Annotated in this window: 15 protein-coding genes; 2 read left to right on the top strand and 13 right to left on the bottom strand. The window is 63.6% G+C overall.

Features of this window, described 5'->3' with window-relative positions:
- Position 1 precedes the first annotated feature (1 nt).
- From U5A57_RS30460 to U5A57_RS30480, 5 genes are all read right to left on the bottom strand, one after another.
- Positions 2–1930: a (Fe-S)-binding protein gene (locus U5A57_RS30460; RefSeq protein ID WP_321915396.1), complete on the bottom strand. Its 1929-nt coding sequence runs from the start codon at positions 1928–1930 to the stop codon at positions 2–4.
- A gap of 3 nt (positions 1931–1933) precedes the next feature.
- The gene (locus U5A57_RS30465) at positions 1934–3997 is read right to left on the bottom strand and encodes an NADH:flavin oxidoreductase (RefSeq protein ID WP_321915397.1); all 2064 of its coding nucleotides are present in this window, start codon (positions 3995–3997) and stop codon (positions 1934–1936) included.
- 61 nt (positions 3998–4058) lie between these two features.
- Positions 4059–4592 carry a DUF5943 domain-containing protein gene (locus U5A57_RS30470; protein WP_321915398.1) on the bottom strand — a complete coding sequence of 178 codons (534 nt, stop codon included), beginning with the start codon at positions 4590–4592 and terminating at the stop codon, positions 4059–4061.
- Between the two features lie 93 nt (positions 4593–4685).
- Positions 4686–5708: a dipeptidase gene (locus U5A57_RS30475; protein WP_321915490.1), complete on the bottom strand. Its 1023-nt coding sequence runs from the start codon at positions 5706–5708 to the stop codon at positions 4686–4688.
- Positions 5708–6991 carry a serine hydroxymethyltransferase gene (locus tag U5A57_RS30480; RefSeq protein ID WP_321915399.1) on the bottom strand — a complete coding sequence of 428 codons (1284 nt, stop codon included), beginning with the start codon at positions 6989–6991 and terminating at the stop codon, positions 5708–5710. The genes U5A57_RS30475 and U5A57_RS30480 overlap by 1 nt, the downstream gene beginning before the upstream one ends.
- Before the next feature lie 445 nt (positions 6992–7436).
- Between U5A57_RS30480 and U5A57_RS30485 the strand changes: the two genes are divergently transcribed.
- Positions 7437–8462: a GlxA family transcriptional regulator gene (locus tag U5A57_RS30485; protein ID WP_415774072.1), complete on the top strand. Its 1026-nt coding sequence runs from the start codon at positions 7437–7439 to the stop codon at positions 8460–8462.
- 573 nt (positions 8463–9035) lie between these two features.
- Here U5A57_RS30485 and fdhA read toward each other — a convergent pair.
- The 8 genes from fdhA to U5A57_RS30525 all read right to left on the bottom strand — a co-directional run bounded on the left by fdhA (position 9036) and on the right by U5A57_RS30525 (position 18862).
- Positions 9036–10232 (bottom strand): formaldehyde dehydrogenase, glutathione-independent, encoded by a 1197-nt coding sequence (fdhA, locus tag U5A57_RS30490; protein ID WP_069267059.1) that lies wholly within the window; start codon positions 10230–10232, stop codon positions 9036–9038.
- A gap of 160 nt (positions 10233–10392) precedes the next feature.
- Positions 10393–10884 carry a dihydroneopterin aldolase gene (locus U5A57_RS30495; RefSeq protein WP_321915400.1) on the bottom strand — a complete coding sequence of 164 codons (492 nt, stop codon included), beginning with the start codon at positions 10882–10884 and terminating at the stop codon, positions 10393–10395.
- Positions 10881–11516, bottom strand: a complete 636-nt coding sequence (locus tag U5A57_RS30500) for a sarcosine oxidase subunit gamma (RefSeq protein WP_321915401.1) — start codon at positions 11514–11516, stop codon at positions 10881–10883. The genes U5A57_RS30495 and U5A57_RS30500 overlap by 4 nt, the downstream gene beginning before the upstream one ends.
- Positions 11506–14514 (bottom strand): sarcosine oxidase subunit alpha family protein, encoded by a 3009-nt coding sequence (locus U5A57_RS30505; protein ID WP_321915402.1) that lies wholly within the window; start codon positions 14512–14514, stop codon positions 11506–11508. Before U5A57_RS30505 ends, U5A57_RS30500 begins: the two co-directional genes overlap by 11 nt.
- Positions 14511–14834 (bottom strand): sarcosine oxidase subunit delta, encoded by a 324-nt coding sequence (locus U5A57_RS30510; RefSeq protein ID WP_321915403.1) that lies wholly within the window; start codon positions 14832–14834, stop codon positions 14511–14513. Before U5A57_RS30510 ends, U5A57_RS30505 begins: the two co-directional genes overlap by 4 nt.
- A 13-nt stretch (positions 14835–14847) precedes the next feature.
- On the bottom strand, positions 14848–16092 hold the full coding sequence (locus tag U5A57_RS30515) for a sarcosine oxidase subunit beta family protein (protein WP_321915404.1): 1245 nt from the start codon (positions 16090–16092) through the stop codon (positions 14848–14850).
- A gap of 38 nt (positions 16093–16130) precedes the next feature.
- Complete coding sequence (locus U5A57_RS30520) at positions 16131–17516, bottom strand: L-serine ammonia-lyase (RefSeq protein ID WP_321915405.1); 1386 nt, start codon at positions 17514–17516, stop codon at positions 16131–16133.
- A 203-nt stretch (positions 17517–17719) separates the two neighbouring features.
- Entirely contained in the window at positions 17720–18862 is a 1143-nt protein-coding gene (locus U5A57_RS30525; RefSeq protein WP_321915406.1) for a porin, read from the bottom strand.
- A 346-nt stretch (positions 18863–19208) separates the two neighbouring features.
- Between U5A57_RS30525 and betI the strand changes: the two genes are divergently transcribed.
- On the top strand, positions 19209–19823 hold the full coding sequence (gene betI, locus U5A57_RS30530; protein WP_321915407.1) for a transcriptional regulator BetI: 615 nt from the start codon (positions 19209–19211) through the stop codon (positions 19821–19823).
- The last annotated feature ends 9 nt before the right edge of the window (positions 19824–19832 follow it).

Genomic DNA, 19832 nt, shown 5'->3' on the forward strand with positions numbered 1-19832 from the left:
CTCACTCCAGCGAGGCGGCCACGAGTTCGGCCACGTCGAGCACGTCCGGGCGCGGGCCCACCACGCCTTCGAGCATGGCCGTGCATTGCGGGCAGGCCACGGCGACGACGTCGGCGTTCACTGCGCGCGCGTCGGCGATGCGGATATCGGGAATGCGCTGCTTGCCGGGGATATCGGTGAGCGGCGCGCCGCCACCGCCGCCGCAGCAACGTGCGCGCATGCCGCTGCGCTCCATCTCCACGACCTTGATGCCGATGGTCTTGAGCAGCTTGCGCGGCGCTTCGGTTTCGCCGTTGTAGCGGCCCAGATAGCAAGGATCGTGATACGTCGTGCGCTTTTCAGCGAGCGCCTGCACGGCCTTGGGCGCGATGCGTCCGGTCGCGGCAAGCTCCGCGAGGTAGGTCGTGTGATGCAGCACCTCGTAACGCCCGCCCAGCGCGCGGTACTCGTTGCGCAGGCTGTGCATGACATGCGGATCGGCGGTCACGATGCGCGCGAAGTTCAGCGTAGCGAGCGTCGTCATCATCTGCCTGGCCATGCGCTGGAACGTCGCCTCGTCGCCCAGGCGGCGCGCCACGTCGCCTGTGTCGGTTTCGCACCCGCCGAGCACCGCGTAGTTCACGCCCGCCTTGTTGAGCACCTTCACGAGCGCGCGCAGCGTGCGCTGATAGCGCATGTCGAACGCGCCCTCGCCCGCCACCACGAGAATGTCCACACGCTTGCCCGGTTGCGCCACGGGTGCATTGAGGTCCACCGCCCAGTCGTAGCGCGCCGCCTTGTCGTAGCCGCCGGCCGTGCCCGTTTCGCGCAGATTGGCGAGCACTTCGGGGCCCTTGCCCGGCACTTCGCCAAGCACGAGCGTCTGGTTGCGGCGCATGTCGACGATCGCATCGACGTGCTCGATCAGCATGGGGCACTCCTGCACGCAGGCGCGGCAGGTGGTGCAAGACCAAAGCGTTTGCGCTTCGATCAGGCCGGAAACGATCGGGCCGTTCGGCGCACCGCTATGCTGGCCAACCTGGATGCCGGGCGTGGGGCTGCCCGCATAGGCCGCGTCGGTGCCGCCCGCCATGCCGACCACGAGGTCCTGAATCAGCTTCTTGGGATTGAGCGGCTGGCCCGAAGCGAATGCGGGGCACGCGGCCTCGCATTTGCCGCACTGCACGCAGGCGTCGAAGCTCAACAGCTGGTTCCAGCGAAACTCAACGGGCTTCGCCACGCCGTATTCCTGCTTCTCTTCGATGTCGGGGAGCTTCAGCGCCGTGGGCGGCGTGGCCGTGCCGTTGCCGGTCCAACCCTCGCGCGTTGCCGAAAAGCGCTCCTGGCGCGGATGGAACGCCAGATGCAACAGGCCGGCAATCGCGTGCTTCATCGGGCCGCCCTTCGCTGCGCCAAACGTCATCGCGAACGCGCCAACGCCGATCAGCACGGCGCAAAGCACCGCGAAGCCGCCCGACATGGCGCCCGCAGGCACCAACGTAAAGAGCGCCACGCCCAGCGCGAACGAACCGAGCAGCCACGGCAGCGTATTCCACGGCCCTCGCGAGAGACGCGCTGGGACATCTTTCGCGTGACGGCGACGCCAGACGAACACCGCACCGATCAGCATGGCGAGCGCCGCGAGAAAGATGAGCTTGTCGAGCCACGGCGAATAGATCGCGAGCCCGTAGTTGACGAACACGAGCGCAAGCGCCGCGATCGCACCACCGGCCGTCGCGACGTGCGTCTTCGCGATATACGGGTCACGCGCCACCACGTGGTGCAAATCGACGAAATAACGTTTCGGTATGCTGAACAGCTTCGCGAAGCCCACAGAGCTGGGCGCGGCGGCGCGCCCCACCCGCCAGAAGGCGGCGCGCTTCGCGACCGCGAACGCGAGCCCCGCCATCGACATCCACAACAGCGCGGTAATGAGCCAGGTCGGATTCATGGTTCAGAAGTCCTTGGCAAGCCGCAGCGCGTCGTAAATCGCGCCGTGGATGTTGTGCAAGGAAATGCAGTCGCCCACGCGGAAGAGCAGGAAACGGCCATTACCGAGGTCCTCGGAAAGACACGGCTGCGCCTCGGCCGCGAAGAGCTTGTGCACGTCCACCTGACCGCGATTGACCGATTCGGGCTTGAGCTTCCAGTACAACTCGTCGTTCGGCGTGCTGCCGTTTTCGATCACTACCTGATCGACGGCGCGCTCTTCCTGCTCCTCCGTGTACTCGTTGCGCAGCACGGCGATCTTCTTGCCGTCTTCTTCGTACACGCGATCGAGCCAGTAATTCGGCGTGTGAATCACGCCCTGTGCGTAGAGGCGGCGATAGAAGATCGGGAACGTGGTGCCGCCCACGTCGTCGGCGACCTTGACGTCGGGCGTAACGATTTCGACCTTCGAGCCACGGCTCGAAATGAAGTCGGCCACGCCCGCGCCCGCATGCGTGCTCACGCCGTCGTACACGAGCACGTTCTGCTTCGGCTCGACCTTGCCGCTCAGGATGTCCCACGCGCTCACGGCCAGCCCCTCTTCCACGCCCCAGGCCGGAACCTGCTGCGTGAAGCTCGACCCACCGGTTGCGAGCACGATGATGTCGGGCTTTTCCGCGAGAATCGTTTTCTCGTCGGCCGCGACGCCAAGGCGGCGATCCACGCCCAGGCGCTTCGTCTCCATGTCGAACCAGCGCACGATGCCCGCCATCTGCTCGCGCTGCGGCGCTTTCGCTGCGAGCAGGATCTGGCCGCCCACGGCGTCGTTCTTTTCGAACAGCACCACGTCATGGCCGCGCAGCCGCGCCACGCGCGCCGCTTCCAGCCCCGCCGGGCCCGCGCCGACCACCACGACCTTACGCTTCGGGCCACGCGATTTTTCGATGACATGGGGCATGGTCGCTTCGCGCGACGTTGCGGCGTTCTGCACGCACAGCACGTCGAGCCCGTTGTACTGGCGGTCGATGCAATAGTTCGCGCCCACGCACTGCTTGATTTCGTCTTCGCGGCCGTCGCGAATCTTGATGACCATGTGCGGGTCGGCGATCTGCGCGCGCGTCATGCCGACGAGATCGACCATGCCGCTCGCGAGCAAACGCTCGGCCTGGCCCGCGTCGCGAATGCTCTGCGCGTGCATCACGGGCAGCTTGACCACCGACTTGATGCCAGCCGCGAGATGCACGAACGGCTCGGGCGGCAGCGCCATGGGCGGCATGCAGTTCGCGAGCGTGTTGTGCGTGTCCGCGCCGGAGCCGATGACGCCGAGATAATCGATGAGACCCGTTTCCGACATCGCCTGCGCGATGTCCTTCAACTGCTCGTGATCAAGGCCGTCTTCATGGAATTCGTCGCCGCACATGCGCAGGCCGACGCAAAAGTCCTTGCCCACCGCCTCACGCACGGCCTTGAGCACTTCCACGCCAAAGCGCAGACGGTTTTCGAGCGAGCCGCCCCATTCGTCGGTGCGAAAGTTCGTGCGCGGGCTCCAGAATTGATCGATCAGATGCTGGTGCGCGGCAGAGATTTCGATGCCGTCCATGCCCGCGTCTTTCACGCGCTTCGCTGCCGCCGCGAAGTCGCCGATGATGCGGCGGATTTCCTCCACCTCGATGATCTTCGCGTTGCCGCGGTGCACCGGTTCGCGCACCCCCGAAGGCGACATCAGATGCGGCCAGTGTTCGCCGTGAAAGGCGGAACGGCGGCCCATATGCGTGGCCTGGATCATGATCTTCGCGCCGTGGCGGTGCATGGCTTCGGCCAGACGCGCGAGCGGATCGATGATCTTGTCCGTGGCGAGGTTCACCGATTTCCACCAGCCCTGGGGACTGTCGATCGACACCGGGCTCGAGCCACCGCACACGGCGAGGCCCACGCCACCCTTGGCCTTCTCCTCGTAGTAGCGGATATAGCGGTCGCCCGGCAAGCCGCCCGGCTCCGCGTAGACCTCCGCATGGGCCGTGCTGACGATGCGGTTACGCAGCGTGAGCTGATTGAGCGTCAAGGGTTTGAACAAATTGGGGTAGCGCATCGCAGACGACCTCTGGTGTTCGTGTCTTTCGGTGAGTCCTGTATTACGGGGCGCCGGCCGTTCAGGCGGCGATCGGCGAGACTTCGAATACGCAGTGCGCGTGGCCTTCGGCGGCGCACTGCACTTCCTTCGAGTGCGCGCGCGGCGCGTTCTTGCCGCCTTCCGTGGTGTCGTTCACCCAGTCCATCGCGCCTGCGAACCAGCCCGCGAACATGTAGCAGAGCTTGCCCTCTTTGCCCGGCTGCGCGAGCACGAACGACGAATGGCGCAATTCGATCTTCGCGCGCGCCGTGGCCGGGTCCGCCTCGCGGATCGTGAAAAGGCCCCAGCCGCGCTGCGAAAGACGCTTCAGGTAATGCTCGAACACGGCCATGCCCGCCATGCCGTGCTTTTCGGCTTCCTTCGCGCACCAGTGGTACGCCGACTTGTAGCCGGCCTTGTAGAGAATCTCGGCGTACGCGTCGCGGCCCAGCGCCTCTTCCACGGCGGTGTGATTGTTGGTGAAGAAGTGGCGCGGCACATACAGCATCGGCAGCGCGTCCGTGGTCCAGACGCCGGTGGCGGGATCGACATCGATCGGCAGTTGCGGTTGCATTTCGTGGGGCTCCAGTGACTCAGTGAGCGAATTTATTTAGGGTTTCTAATTTCTTGCGATGGCCTTTCCGTATCAACCGGTCAGGCCTGGCGGTCAACCGCCCCAGACTTCGCCGAACACACGCATCCAGTTCTCGCCCATCACCTTCTTGATGCGCGTTTCGCTCCAGCCTGCTTTTTGCATGGCGGCGGTGAGATTGGGAAATTCACCGATCGTGCGGATGCCTTCCGGATTCACCACCTTGCCGAAATTCGTGAGGCGGCGATAACGGCCCTTGTCGTGCGTGATCCAGTCGAAGAACTCGGTGCTGTAGCCCTGCGTGAAGTCGGTGCCAATGCCTACGCGGTCTTCGCCGATCAGATCGACCACGTATTCGATCGCTTCGATGTAATCCTCGACGGTCGAATCCGGGCCTTTCTTGAGGAACGGCGCGAACATGGTCACGCCGACAAAACCGTTCGCATCGGCGATTTCCTTCAATTGCTCATCGGTCTTGTTGCGCGGATGCTCCTTGAGACCCGACGGACAGCAGTGCGAATACGTGACCGGCTTCTTCGAGCAGGCAATCGCGTCCGACGAAGTCTTTCCGCCCACGTGCGAAAGATCGACCAGGATGCCCACGCGGTTCATTTCCTGGATCACTTCGCGCCCGTAACCGGAGAGGCCGCCGTCCGGCTCATAGCAGCCGGTGCCCACGAGGTTCTGCGTGTTGTAGCAAAGCTGCACCACATTCACGCCGAGTTCCTTGAACACCTCGATATAGCCAAGGTTGTCCTCGAACGCATACGAGTTCTGGAAGCCGAAGATAATGCCGGTCTTGTTCTCTTTCTTCGCACGCACAATGTCGTCGGTCGTGCGCACGAGCGTGAGGATCTCGCTGTACTCGCGAATTTGCTGCTTCATTTGCGCGATGTTGTCGACGGTCTTCTGGAAGTCTTCCCATACAGAAACCGTGCAGTTGACGGCGGTAACGCCGCCCTTGCGCATGTCTTCGAACACCGAGCGCTCGAACTTCGAAATGTTCAGGCCGTCGATGATGATGCTGTTGTCGTGCAGAGTGCTCATTAGCCGCTCCGGAACTCGCGAATGAAATTGAAAGGCGGTGGTGTGATGAATCAGGCTTGCGCGTAGATCGGGAAGCGTTCGCACAGCGCGAAGATCTCGCGGCGCACGCGCTGCTCGGTGGCCGCGTCGCCTTCGGGATGCGTGCGCAGTGAGTCGAACACTTCGAGAATCAGGCGGCCGATCTCGCGGAACTCGTTCACGCCAAAGCCGCGCGTGGTGCCTGCGGGCGTGCCGAGGCGAATGCCCGAGGTGACCGTGGGCTTTTCGGCGTCGAACGGAATGCCGTTCTTGTTGCAGGTGATGCCGGCGCGCTCCAGCGCCTGCTCGACCTGATTGCCCTTGAGGCCCTTGGGCCGCAGATCGACGAGCAGCAGGTGGTTGTCCGTGCCGCCCGTCACGAGGTCCACACCGCCCGCTTTCAGCACGTCGCCCAGCGCCTTCGCATTGGCGAGCACACTGTCGATATAGGTCTTGAAGCTCGCATCGAGCGCTTCGCCGAACGCCACGGCCTTGCCGGCGATCACGTGCATGAGCGGACCGCCTTGCAGGCCGGGGAATACGGCCGAGTTGATCTTTTTCGCGATCTCCTCGTCGTTGGTCAGCACGAAGCCGCCGCGCGGGCCGCGCAGCGTCTTGTGAGTCGTCGACGTGACGACATGCGCATGCTCGACCGGATTCTGATGCCGCCCCGCTGCGATGATGCCCGCGATATGGGCCATGTCCACCATGAGCTTCGCTCCGACCGAGTCGGCGATCGCACGAAAACGTGCGAAGTCGAGCGCGCGCGGATAAGCGGAAAAGCCCGCGATGATGAGGTTCGGCTTGTGCTGCTGCGCGAGCGCTTCGACCTGGTCGTAGTCAATCAGCATGGTTTCGCGATTCACGCCGTACTGCACGGCGTTGAACCACTTGCCGGAAAGCGCCGGTTTGGCGCCGTGCGTGAGGTGGCCGCCCGCGTCGAGCGACATGCCGAGCACCGTGTCGCCCGGTTTGGCGAGCGCGAGCATGACCGAACCGTTGGCCTGCGCGCCCGAGTGCGGTTGCACGTTGGCGAAACCGGCATTGAAAAGCTGCTTGATGCGGCTGATGGCAAGCGCTTCCACCTCGTCGGCGAATTCGCAACCGCCGTAGTAACGCTTGCCCGGATAGCCTTCCGCGTACTTGTTGGTCAGCACCGAGCCTTGCGCCTCGAGCACGGCGCGCGACACGATGTTTTCCGACGCGATCATTTCGACCTGCGACTGCTGCCGCTCGAGTTCTTTCAGGATGCTGCCGCGAACCGCCGAATCGCGCTGCGCCAGCGTTTGCGAAAAGAAAGGTTGAGTATTCGACATGGGGCTTCCGTGACAATGAATGAAGGACGTCCTGCAATGCTCGAGGCCCCGTCACGGCTGGCTTTACGGCGGTTTAACCGGTTGGGGACCGACGGTTCTATTCTTGTCGTTCGAAATGGCGCTCAACGTCGAAATTCAGACGCGTTCTTTTCCTTTTCCGCCATCCGCGTCCATTTTTCACAAGTGACCCTGGCTGCGCCCGCCCGCTCAAGGTGCACGGTGCCCCATGTTTCCCAATCCGAATTATTTATCGTGCATCGCAGTGCACCAATCCCGCACCCTCGTTCTTTTCCGCGTTTGGCATTTTTGTCCAGATGACTCAGGGTTTTGCCGCATGGCAAACTGGACCCGCCAAATTCGAAAATTGCGGTAGCGTAGCCGGCCCCCCGGGCCTGACCGGGCCCCCACTGGGCACAAGGCTACCGATCACAAGGAATCGTCCCCCATGCTGCCGGATCGCACAGCGTCGTTCGCGCACTTCGCGTTCATGCCGCTGCCCGACTTCACGATGATCGCGTTTACGAACGCTATCGAAGTCCTTCGTATGGCTAATTACCTGAGCGGGCAGCCGCTTTACAGGTGGTCGATCATCAGCCCGGAGGGCGGTCCGGTCACGTCGAGCAATGGGCTTTCCATCGACACCGGCCCTGCCGAATGCGTGGGGCAGCCCGATATCGTGTTCGTTTGCGGCGGCATCGACGTGCAGCGCGCCACCACGGCGGCGCATCTCGCTGCGTTGCGCCGCTTTGCGCGCATGGGGGTTGCGCTGGGCAGCCTTTGCACGGGGACCTATGCGCTCGCGAAGTCCGGGCTGCTGGCAGGGTATGCGTGTGCGATTCACTGGGAGAACATGTCGGCGCTGAAGGAAGAGTTTCCGTCCACGCGGTTTCTCAAGGAGCTCTTCGTTATTGATCGCGACCGCGTGACCTGCACGGGTGGCGTTGCGCCGCTCGATATGATGCTGCACCTCATCACGGCGCGTGTGGGGACTGCACGCGTGACGCAGATTGCCGAGCAGTTCGTTGTGGAGCATGTGCGCGATACCTCGGCTCAGCAGCGCATGCCGCTAGTTGCCCGGCTTGGGTCGGCGAACAAGTCGCTCTTCGAAGTCATCTCGCTTATGGAGAACAATATCGAGGAGCCGCTCTCGCGTGAAGAACTCGCGCGTTTGGCGAATATGTCCCAGCGGCAGTTGCAGCGGCTCTTTCATGAGCATCTCGGCATGACGCCTACTCATTACTATCTGACGCTGCGCCTGCGCCGTGCACGCGAGCTGCTGCTGCAGACCGATATGTCGATTATGCAGATTACGATGGCCTGCGGGTTTCAATCCGCTTGTCACTTCAGCAAGAGCTATCGGGATGCGTTTGGGAATGCGCCTACCGGCGAAAGGCGGAAGCGGATCGCTCCCCTATCTGGGGTGGATACGCCTGCTGCGGCTCTTGTTTCGCCTGCCACTGTGCATGTTTGAAACTTGTGTTCGTGGCGGTATGCATGCGTTGCCCCTGTGCGGGGCGGCACCTACTTTTCTTTGCAGCGGCAAAGAAAAGTAGGCAAAAGAAAGCCGCTCAAACCGCCAGCGCCTGCCACAGTTCACCTCGCGCCACCACACTTGAATGGCTCCGGAGCGTCTGTCATCTCGCACCACCGAACTGAGTGACAAGGCGCTCATTCTTCCGGTGGCGCTGCGCGCCCCGAAGGGCATAACTTAAAACCAGTGGTGCGCTTGCATTGCGTTACCCATGACAATGCCCCTTGGTTTCCCTTGCAGACCCGGCCGCTGCGCGCGTAGCGAGCAGCGGGAACGGACAAGCCCTTTGTCACTAACGAGAATGGTGCGAGATGACAGACGCTCCGGAGCCATTAACCTTTCGTGGTGCGAGGTGAACTGTGGCTGGCGCTGGCGGTTTGAGCGGCTTTCTTTTGCCTACTTTTCTTTGCCGCTGCAAAGAAAAGTAGGTGCCGCCCCGCACAGGGGCAACGCTCGCATACCACCACGAACACAAGGAAAGGCCAAAGCCCCACGAACCGGCGACAAAAAAACCTACGCCGCCAACAACCCATGCGGATCAATCACAAACTTCCGCGGCGCACCACCATCAAACTTCTTATAGCCTTCAGGCGCCTCATCAAGCGAAATAACCGACACATTAACGATCTTGGCAATCGGCAACCGATCAAACAAAATCGCCTGCATGAGATTGCGGTTGTATTTGAGCACGGGCGTTTGCCCGGTATGGAACGTATGCGACTTGGCCCAGCCAAGCCCGAAGCGGATGCTCAAACTCCCATGCTGTGCAGCCACGTCGCGCGCACCCGGATCGTCTGTCACATAAAGCCCCGGAATCCCAATCATCCCCGCAGGCCGCGTAATCTCCATCAGCGAATTGAGCACGGTGGCCGGCGCCTCCTCCGAGTGCCCAGAAGCGCCATGCCCGTGCGCTTCAAAGCCCACACAATCCACCGCACAATCGATTTCCGGTTTGCCAAGAATCTGTTCGATCTGCTCGCCGAGCGTCGCGTCTTTCGAAAGATCGACCACTTCGAAGCCCATCGCCTTCGCATGGGCAAGACGCTCCGCATTGATGTCACCGACGATCGTGCAGGCCGCACCGAGCAGGCGCGCCGAAGCCGCCGCCGCCATCCCCACCGGCCCCGCACCCGCGATATAAACAGTCGAACCCGGTTTCACGCCCGCCGTCACCGCGCCGTGATAGCCCGTGGGCAAGATATCCGAGAGGCACGTGAGATCGCGGATCTTCGACATGGCCTGATCGCGGTCCGGGAACTTCAGCAAGTTGAAATCGGCATACGGCACGAGCACGTATTCGGCCTGGCCGCCAATCCAGCCGCCCATGTCGACGTAGCCATACGCACCGCCCGCGCGTGAGGGATTCACGTTCAGGCACACGCCCGTGTGCTGCTCGCGGCACATCGCGCAACGCCCGCAGGCCACATTGAACGGCACAGAAACGAGGTCGCCGATCTTCAGCGTTTCGACGTCGTTGCCCACTTCCACCACTTCGCCCGTGATCTCGTGGCCCAGCACGAGACCGACGGGCGCCGTCGTACGTCCGCGCACCATATGCTGGTCCGAGCCGCAAATGTTCGTGCTGACCACCTTCAGAATGACGCCATGGCCGATCGAGCGTCCGCTCGGATCGACCATCTTCGGATACGCGATGTTCTGCACCTCGACCTTGCCCGGACCTTGATACACGACGCCTCGATTACCGCTCATCTCGCTGTCTCCTGTTTGATGCAGCTTCCAACGCTGCTCACTAGATAGCGCTTCCTCGCGCGGGCTTTCGCGTGAGGTAACGATGCTTCGAGGTTAGCCTGCCCGCCACATACGACGATGTGCAAAAAACGACGCACCTTTGCTTTGCACCGACATCGGGCTACGCGTTCTGCCCGCCACCATCGGCCCGAATCCATAGTCGATAGTCGGCGCGCGTCCAGTCGAGGGCCACGCCCACACGCCGCGTGCCCGGCCGGATCTTCGGCTTGTGCACCGCGAGCCTGAGCGTTTCCAGCGCGGGCCATTCGCGAAACGAAAACGCCGCAATGTCCGCCACCAGCGTTTCGAGCAGCCGTGTGTGCGGCTTGTGCCCGAGAAAATCCGCGAGACGTGTGCAATAGCCGTCGTAGTCGATCCAGTCGCCCGCTTCACCCGCTGCGCTCTTTTCGCGCGGCATGCAGCGATAGCCGAGCTGCGCGTCGATCACGAGCGGCTGCGGCGCGCCGTGCTCGTGCGGATAAATGCCGATGCGCGCCGGCACGCTCAACGCTTCGACGAACACGCTCCAGCCGCGCCCGCGTGGCTCGTCGTGCGGGCTGAGCGCCCCGATCGCACCCAGCGCCGGCTCGAACGCCGCATCGACGATCTTCATGGCGCGACCGACGCCGCGGCGTCGACCATCATGCGGCAGAAGTAATCGGCGAAACTGCGGCGCACGACGATTTCGAAGCGGTCGTCCCCGGTGGGTATCAGCACGATCGACGCCTTGAAATACACGCTTTGCGCGCATTGCCCCGGCTTGAACAGGCGCGCATGCAGATCGAGCGGACAGCCGCGCGAGAGCACGTCGCGCGCCCGCGTGCCTTCGATCTCGACTACGGTGCTGCCGCTGCCGACGTCCACGGCCGCCGCATAAGCATCGCCAAGCACGGCGGCGAGCTTCGCTTCGAGCATGCCGGTTTGCACCGGTGCGAGCGAGCGCACGAGCCACTCATCGGGCCCGAGCCAGAGCACGTCGTATTGGTCGCTGCGTGCGACGGTGTTCGGCGCGGCGGGCGGCTCGCAGCCCACTACGCTGGCGAACGCCGCGACGAACGCCGGGTCGCTCAATTCGCCGCGCACGTTCACGAGGTCGCGAAACGGCAGCTCGCGCATGGCAAACGCCTTCGAGGCGCGCCCTTCCTGCGCTTTGATCAGATCCGCTGCGCCGACGAGCGGCGACTCGAGGCGCACGCCAACGATGCGCTCCGCGACCGGCAGGGGGTCCTTCGTTTCATTCAACATGCTGACGCACTCCTTCCGTGTCGTAGAAAATCGGGCTTGCGATCTGCGCGCTGACGCGCCGGCCATCGGCCATGGGAATCACCACGCGCTCGCCCATCTTGTTCAAGCCGCCCTTCACGACCGCGAGCGCAATCGAACGCTGGAGGATCGGGCTGTAGTAGCTCGACGTGACGTGGCCGATCATCGGCGTCGTGCCATCGGGCCGCGCCTGCGCGTCGGGCGCGATGATCTGGCCGCCTTCGGGCAACACGTATTGCGCGTCGTCCGTTAGCAGTCCGACGAACTGCTTGCGGTTTTCCTTGGCGGTGTCCGAACGCTTGAGCGAGCGGCGGCCGAGAAAGTCCTTCGTCTGCGATACAAGACCGCCCATGCCGAGGTCGAATGGCGTAACCGACCCGTCCGTATCCTGGCCCACGATGATGTAACCCTTCTCCGCACGCAACACGTGCATCGTTTCCGTGCCGTAAGGCGTGATGTCGAATTCGGCGCCCGCTTCCATCAGCGCCTCCCACACGGCGCGGCCCGCATTGGCCGGCACGTTCACCTCATAGGCCAGCTCGCCCGAGAAGCTGATGCGCATGACGCGCGACTTCACGCCCGCGACCGTGCCGTTGCGATACGACATGAACGGGAATGCGGCGTTGTCGAAGTCGATGTCCTTGCACACCTTCTGCAGCACCTTGCGGCTCTTCGGGCCGACCACGGCGAACGTCGCCCAGTGGTCGGTGACGGAAGCCAGACGCACCTTCATATCGGGCCATTCGGTCTGCAGCCAGCGTTCGAGCCACGTGAGCACGCGCGCGGCGCCGCCCGTCGTGGTGGTCATCATGTAGTGCTGCTGGCCGAGGCGCACCGTCACGCCGTCGTCGAACACCATGCCGTTTTCGTCGAGCATCAGGCCGTAGCGGCACTTGCCCACTTCGAGCTTGAGCCACGGGTTCGTGTACACCCAGTTGAGCAGCTTCGCGGCGTCGGGGCCTTGAATGTCGATCTTGCCGAGCGTAGAGGCATCAAGAATGCCCACGCTGTTGCGCACCGCAAGGCACTCGCGCTTCACGGCTGCGTGCAGATTCTCGCCGCTCTTCGGGTAGTACCACGGACGCTTCCAGTTGCCCACGTCCTCGAATTCCGCGCCATGCTGCACGTGCCATTCGTGAATGCAGGTCTTGCGGATCGGGTCGAGCATGTCGCCGAGTTCGCGCCCCGCAAACGTGCCGAACGTGACGGGCGTGTAATTTGGGCGGAACGTCGTCGTGCCCGTTTCGGGAATCGTCTTGCCGAGCGCACTGGCGAGAATCGCCATGCCGTTGATATTGCCGAGCTTGCCCTGGTCGGTGCCGAAACCCATGGCCGTATAGCGCTTCACGTGTTCGACCGACTCGAAGCCTTCGCGTGCGGCGAGCAGAATGTCCGCGGCCGAAACGTCGTTCTGGAAGTCGACAAACTGCTTGGGCCCGCGCGCCGCGTCCTTGCGGCTGCCGACGAGCCACAGCGCCTCAAGCGGCGTTTCCGCAACCTCGGCGGCTTTCGGCACGGCCGGCCGCTTGACCGGGAAGCCGAGCGACTTCACCGCGTCGATGCCGCCGTCCACGCCCTGCGTGAGCGCGCGGGCCAGGCCGAATTCGCCCACCGCCGCGCCAACGCTCACTTCCTCCTGCACGCGCTTGCCCGGCATGAAGCACGCCTTCGCGTCGCTCCAGTGCGCCTTGCCGCCCGACTGCGCGAACAGGTGCAGCACGGGGCTGAAACCGCCCGACACCGCAACGAGATCGCATGCGAGCGTACCCTGCTGCGCGCCGGCCTGGCCGTTCGCGTAGCCGACCACATCGACCGAACTCACGCGCTGCTTGCCATGCGCGCAATGAATGGCCGCGTTGTGCATTACCTTTACGCCCTGGCGGCGCGCGGCGGCCTGCAATGCGCCGTTGCCCTGCGAGCGCGAATCGACCACGGTGACGGTGGCACCGCATGCCTTCAGGTCGAGCGCGCAGCGGTAGCCCGCGTCGTTGTTCGTGAACACCACGGCATTGCGGCCCGGCAGCACACCATAGCGATGGATATACGTCGATACCGCCGACGCCATCATGATGCCCGGCAGATCGTTGTTGCCGAACACGATGGGACGCTCGTGCGCACCCGTTGCGAGAATCACGCGTTTCGCGCGGATCTTCCACAGCAGTTCGCGCGTACCCTGGCGCGTGGAAACCGGCAGATGCTCCGTCAAACGCTGCGTGACGGTCACGAGATTGTGATCCTGGTAGCCGAAAGCCGTGCTGCGCGAAAGGATCTTCACGTCGGGCATTTGCCTGAGTTCGGCTTCGATCTTCTCGACCCAGTGAAATGCGGGACGTCCGTCGATATCGGCCTTGCACGACAGCAGGCTGCCGCCCAGTTCGCGCTGGTCGTCCACGAGAATCACGCGTGCGCCGCTCGCGCCCGCCGTATGCGCGGCGGCGAGACCCGCAGGGCCGCCGCCGATCACGAGCACGTCGCAATGCGCGAAGCATTTGTCGTAGCGGTCGGCGTCGCGCACTTCGGGCGCTTTGCCGAGACCCGCGGCGTCGCGAATCTTTTCTTCGTATTTCGGCCACCATTTACGCGGCCACATGAAGGTCTTGTAGTAGAAGCCCGCCGGCAAAAAGCGCGAGAACTTCTGGTTGATCGCCATGCGATCGTTTTCGAGGCTGGGCTCGGCGTTCACGCTCGTCGCAATGAGCCCCTGGTAAAGCTCGACTTCGGTCGCGCGAGCATTGGGCACCGTATGCGCGCCGCGCTCGAGTTGCACGATGGCGTTGGGCTCGGCCACGTCCGCCGTCATGATGCCGCGCGGGCGATGGTACTTGAAGCTGCGCGCGACGAAATGCACGTCGTTGGCGAGCAGCGCGGAGGCGAGCGTGTCGCCCTGGAAGCCTTGATACGTGCGCCCGTTGAACGTGAAGTTCAGCGGAATCGCGCGGTTGACGCGCCCACCGGCGCCCAGACGGTTCTTCTGGCTCATCGCTGCGTGCTCCCTTGCTTGTTGCCTTGCGCCTCATTTGCTACCGCATTGTTCACACTCGGCGCGCCGAAGGTCTCGTAACTCTGGATCTCGTAGGTGACGGTGTCGCGCGTCGCCTTGAACCAGCGGCGGCAGCCCTGCGCGTGCAGCCACTGCTCTTTATGCACACCGCGCGGGTTGTGACGCATGAAGAGGTAGTCGCCCCATTGCTCGTCGGTGAGCTGGTCGGTGTCGAGCGGGCGCGCGATGTCGGCCTCGCCGCCGCAGGTGAACTCGATTTCGGCGCGGGGACCGCACCACGGACATTCGATCAGCAACATGGTGTGGTCTCCTTTAGTGCGCAACGGCGGCTGCGCCGTGCTCGTCGATCAGATGGCCGCTATAAAAGCGGTCCAGCGAGAACGGCGCGTTCAGCGGATGCGGTTCGTCTTTCGCAATGGTGTGCGCGAACACCCAGCCCGAGCCCGGCGTCGCCTTGAAGCCGCCGGTGCCCCAGCCGCAGTTGAAATAGAGACCCTTCACGTCGGTCTTGCTGATGATCGGGCAGGCGTCCGGCGAGACATCGACAATGCCGCCCCACTGCCGGTTCATGCGCACGCGCGAAAACACCGGAAACATTTCGACGATGGCCTGCAACGTGCCCTCGATAATGTGGAAGCTGCCGCGCTGGCCAAAGCCCGTGTACTGGTCCACGCCCGCGCCGATCACGAGATCGCCCTTGTCGGACTGGCTGATATAGGCGTGCACCGCGTTCGACATGATGACGGTGTTGACCACCGGCTTGATCGGCTCCGAAACCAGCGCCTGCAGCGGGTGGCTTTCGAGCGGCAGACGCACGCCTGCCATGTCCGCGAGCGTCGTGGTGTTGCCGGCCGCCACCACGGCGACCTTTTTCGCCTTGATGAATCCCTTCGACGTATCCACGCCCGTCACGCGCGCACCGTCGCGGCGAATGCCCGTCACCTGGCAGTTCTGAATGATGTCCACGCCGTGCTGGTCCGCGCCGCGCGCGAAGCCCCATGCCACGGCGTCGTGGCGCGCCACGCCCGCGCGGCGCTGGATCGAGGCGCCCAGCACGGGGTAGCGACTATTGAGGTTGATGGTCGGCTCGATTTCCTTGATCTGCTCGGGCGTGAGGAACTCGGCATCCACGCCGTTCAGGCGGTTTGCGTTTACGCGCCGCTCGGTGTCGCGCACGTCCTGCAACGTGTGCGCGAGATTCATTACGCCGCGCTGGCTGAACATCACGTTGTAGTTGAGGTCCTGCGAGAGCCCTTCCCAGAGCTTCATCGCCTTTTCATAGAGCGCCGCCGACTCGTCCCACAGATAGTTCGAGCGCACGATGGTCGTGTTGCGCGCCGTATTGCCGCCGCCGATCCACCCCTTTTCCAGAATCGCGACGTTTTTCACGCCGTGCTCTTTTGCGAGGTAATAGGCCGTTGCGAGACCATGCCCGCCGCCACCGACGATCACGACGTCGTACTCCTTTTTCGGCTCCGGGCTTCTCCACTGCCGCTCCCAGTTCTCGTGATACGACAACCCGTTGCGGAACAGACTGAATATCGAATAGCGGCTCATCTCGCAGACCCCTTGTTGCGCGTTACCATTAGCTTGCGTTAGCACTCGATGACGTTCACGGCGAGACCACCGCGCGACGTCTCCTTGTATTTCGTCTTCATGTCGGCGCCCGTCTCGCGCATCGTCTTGATGACGTTGTCGAGCGTGACGTAGTGCTCGCCGTTGCCCTTGAGCGCCATGCGCGCGGCGTTGATCGCCTTGATCGCGCCCATCGCGTTGCGCTCGATGCACGGAATCTGCACGAGGCCGCCCACCGGGTCGCAGGTCATGCCGAGGTTGTGCTCCATGCCGATTTCGGCGGCGTTCTCCACCTGGGCAGGCGTGCCGCCCATCACGGCAGCCAGCGCCGCTGCCGCCATCGAGCACGCCACGCCCACTTCGCCCTGGCAGCCCACTTCCGCGCCTGAAATCGACGCCGTTTCCTTGTAGATGATGCCGATGGCGGCAGCCGTGAGCAGGAAGTTGGCGATACCGTCTTCGTTTGCGCCCGCAACGAACTTCACGTAGTAGTGCAGCACCGCGGGAATCACGCCCGCCGCGCCGTTCGTGGGCGCGGTGACGACACGGCCGCCCGCCGCGTTCTCCTCGTTCACGGCCATCGCGTAGAGGTTGACCCAGTCGAGCATGGAAAGCGGATCGCGCAACGATTCTTCCGAGCGCGAACGCAGATGCACCGAGAGATCGGCGGCGCGGCGCTTCACCTGCATCGGGCCCGGCAGCTCGCCGTGCATCTTGCAGCCGCGCTCCACGCAGGCGGCCATCGCGCGCCAGATCGCGAGCAGCCCTTCGCGCACGTCTTCCGGCGAGCGCGCGGCGCACTCGTTGGCCAACGTGACTTCGGCGATCGAACGCCCGCTCTCGCTGCATACGCGCAGCAGGTCGTCGCCCGTGCGGAACGGATAGGGCACGTCGCGTCCGCTGCGCACGCCGTTGACGCGGTCGCCGTCGCGATTCACGACGAAGCCGCCGCCCACCGAGTAGTACTCCTTTTCAACGAGCAACTGCCCGTTTTCGTCGAAGGCCTGAAAGCGCATGCCGTTCGAGTGCAACGTGTTTGCGCCGCCCATCGTCTTGCGAAAGAAGCCGATGCACTCCTTTTCGTCGAAGCGAATGGTCTGCTTGCCGAGCAGCACGAGCGTCTTCTCGCGGCGAATGGCAGCGAGACGCGGCTCGATCTGGTCGGGATCGACCGAGTCGGGCAAGTTGCCTTCGAGGCCGAGCAGCACGGCCTTGTCGGTGCCGTGGCCCTTGCCCGTCGCGCCGAGCGAGCCGTACAGCTCGACTTTGACGCGGCGCACAAAGGCGAGCAGATTGGCGTCCTCGATATGGGACGCGAAGCGGCACGCAGCGACCATGGGGCCGACCGTGTGCGAGCTGGACGGACCGATTCCGATCTTGAACAGGTCGAAAACGCTGACGTTCATCTGACTTCCCTTCGCGCTGAGCGCATGGATGAGCTTGAGTGCAAGTAGACCAAAGAGGCCGTGGCAGCCGATAGAACAAAAACGCCATCGCCGTTGGACGGCCCCGCCAGACGGGGCTTCGGGCAACTCGGGCGCGCGTTGCGCCAGGGTTGCACCGCGGGTTTTCCCGAGGTCTTGCGGCGGAAAAACATCCGTCTGCGCGGTCAGAACGAATGCCGCAAGCCCACGCGCACATCGGCCTGCGTGGTGGTCGAAGAAGGCGTGAAGCTGTAGCCGATCACTGCGTCCACACCTTGCGAGGCCTTGAGCCAGTCGCCCGAGAGATAAACGTCGGTGGTCTTCGAAAGCAGGTAGTGCAGGCCCGCCGAAATCTGGTTCCAGTGGTGGCCGTCGAAGTGCGTGTACTGGTAGCCGCCCGCTACGCTGAACGCGGGCGTGACCTGCCAGTTCGCGCCGCCTTCGCCCACCTGCATGTGCTCGCTCTCGCCGAACGCCTTGATCTGCGTGTACGTGAAAGCGGCCATCAACGTGACGTCGCCGATCGCGTAGCTCGCGCCGGTGCCGAAGGTCGCCTGCTTGTCCACGGGGAACGGCGTCTCGCTATAGAGCGAGCTGACCGCGCCCGTGGCCGGATCGACGCTGACGGTCGGCCTGCCGAAGAACGTGCGCACGCCGATCATGTTGTACGGGTCGAACGCGTAAATGCCCGACGGGTTGTTGAGCTGGGTGTAGGCCGCGCCCATTGCGAACGGGCCGTTCTGGTACTGTGCGCCCGCGCTCCAGGCGCTGCCGGTGTGAAAGTCGCCGGGCGTGTTGCTGAACGAGTACATGCCGCCGAACTGGAATCCGCCGAACGTGTTCGACATGAACTTCACGGCGTTCGGCAGATGGTCGCCGTTCATGCGGTCGAAGTCGCCCTGGTTGATCGCGTAGCCGCTCGCCCACGCCGTGACGTTGTAGAGATACACGAACTCCTGCGTCATGTCGGCCTGATTGCCGAACGTGAGCGTGCCCCAATCGTTCTGGAGTCCGACATAAGCGAGACGGCCGAAAAGCGAGCCGCCGTTGGCGATCTGCCCGTTGCCAAGGTGAAAGCCGCTCTCGAGCTGGAACACGGCCTTCAACCCGCCGCCGAGATCCTCGGTGCCCTTGAGGCCCCAGCGGTTCGCCTGAGCAATGCCGTCGTCGAATTTCACTTGATGCGAACCGCCCGCATTGCTCACGTACGTCACGCCTGCGTCGATGATCCCGTACAGGGTGACGCTGCTTTGGGCATGGCTTGCGGTCGAAACAGCGCTCAATGCCATCGCGATGCCGCTCAGTGCCACCGCATTCGGTTTTCTCATGATGTCGGGTCTCTCTTGTCTGGCGATACAGGTTGTCGGGCCGCACAGAAAGCGCGTGGCGTCTTGCGCGGTGGATCAAAACGTACAAGTCCAAATCTCACCCGACTTGCGCAGACACGACACGCGCTGGCGCTAACGCGACACGCCCGCAGCGAAAAAAGGCCTGAAAAACAGGCGCAAACCGTTGTGTGGCGGGCCTCGCGAGGCATTGCGCGGTGGCGATCATCGGTAATCCGACGCGGACTTTGTAAAATCCGCCGATCCCGTCATTTCTACGTTTATATTGATTGAACATTCAATAAAAAATACCTAGAGTGGAAACCTTCCCGCATTGCCCGGAATCTCCATGCCCAAGATCGGAATGCGCGACGTGCGTCGCGCGCAACTCATCGACGCCACCTTGCAATCGATCGACCAGTCGGGTCTCTCGGGCACCACGCTCGCCACCGTCGCGCAGCACGCGAAAATCTCCACCGGCATCGTCAGTCACTATTTCGGCGGCAAGGACGGCCTGCTCGAAGCCACCATGCGCCACGTGCTGCACGACCTTTGGGAAGCCACGGTGCGCAGACGCCTTGCCGCGAAAGACGAGCCGCGCGCGCGCCTGCGCGCCATCGTTGCGGCCAACTTCGACGTTTCGCAGGTGAACTCGCCCGTCATGAAGACGTGGCTCGCGTTCTGGGCCGAGAGCATGCATCAGCCCGCGCTGCGCCGGCTGCAGCGCGTCAACACGCGGCGGCTACATTCGAACCTCTGCGCGGAGTTCGAGAAGGTGCTGCCAGGCGCCGCGGCCCGGCGCGCCGCGAGCGGGCTCGCCGCGCTGATCGACGGCCTGTGGCTGCGCGGCGCGCTCACGGGCGAACCGTTCGACACGAAGGCCGCGCTGCGCGTGGCCAACGACTACATCGACCTGCTGCTCGAAGCGCGCGCTAAGCCGCGCTCAGGCAAGTCGGCCAAATAACCCGGCCCG

Origin of the sequence: Paraburkholderia sp. J11-2, assembly GCF_905220185.1 — a bacterium.
Lineage (GTDB): Bacteria > Pseudomonadota > Gammaproteobacteria > Burkholderiales > Burkholderiaceae > Paraburkholderia.

Bases quoted from the DNA above. Each gene is read 5' to 3' on its own strand.
- U5A57_RS30460 (WP_321915396.1), bottom strand. From the start codon at position 1,930: ATGAATCCGACCTGGCTCATTACCGCGCTGTTGTGGATGTCGATGGCG.
- U5A57_RS30465 (WP_321915397.1), bottom strand. From the start codon at position 3,997: ATGCGCTACCCCAATTTGTTCAAACCCTTGACGCTCAATCAGCTCACG.
- U5A57_RS30470 (WP_321915398.1), bottom strand. From the start codon at position 4,592: ATGCAACCGCAACTGCCGATCGATGTCGATCCCGCCACCGGCGTCTGG.
- U5A57_RS30480 (WP_321915399.1), bottom strand. From the start codon at position 6,991: ATGTCGAATACTCAACCTTTCTTTTCGCAAACGCTGGCGCAGCGCGAT.
- U5A57_RS30485 (WP_415774072.1), top strand. From the start codon at position 7,437: ATGCTGCCGGATCGCACAGCGTCGTTCGCGCACTTCGCGTTCATGCCG.
- fdhA (WP_069267059.1), bottom strand. From the start codon at position 10,232: ATGAGCGGTAATCGAGGCGTCGTGTATCAAGGTCCGGGCAAGGTCGAG.
- U5A57_RS30495 (WP_321915400.1), bottom strand. From the start codon at position 10,884: ATGAAGATCGTCGATGCGGCGTTCGAGCCGGCGCTGGGTGCGATCGGG.
- U5A57_RS30500 (WP_321915401.1), bottom strand. From the start codon at position 11,516: ATGTTGAATGAAACGAAGGACCCCCTGCCGGTCGCGGAGCGCATCGTT.
- U5A57_RS30505 (WP_321915402.1), bottom strand. From the start codon at position 14,514: ATGAGCCAGAAGAACCGTCTGGGCGCCGGTGGGCGCGTCAACCGCGCG.
- U5A57_RS30510 (WP_321915403.1), bottom strand. From the start codon at position 14,834: ATGTTGCTGATCGAATGTCCGTGGTGCGGTCCCCGCGCCGAAATCGAG.
- U5A57_RS30515 (WP_321915404.1), bottom strand. From the start codon at position 16,092: ATGAGCCGCTATTCGATATTCAGTCTGTTCCGCAACGGGTTGTCGTAT.
- U5A57_RS30520 (WP_321915405.1), bottom strand. From the start codon at position 17,516: ATGAACGTCAGCGTTTTCGACCTGTTCAAGATCGGAATCGGTCCGTCC.
- U5A57_RS30525 (WP_321915406.1), bottom strand. From the start codon at position 18,862: ATGAGAAAACCGAATGCGGTGGCACTGAGCGGCATCGCGATGGCATTG.
- betI (WP_321915407.1), top strand. From the start codon at position 19,209: ATGCCCAAGATCGGAATGCGCGACGTGCGTCGCGCGCAACTCATCGAC.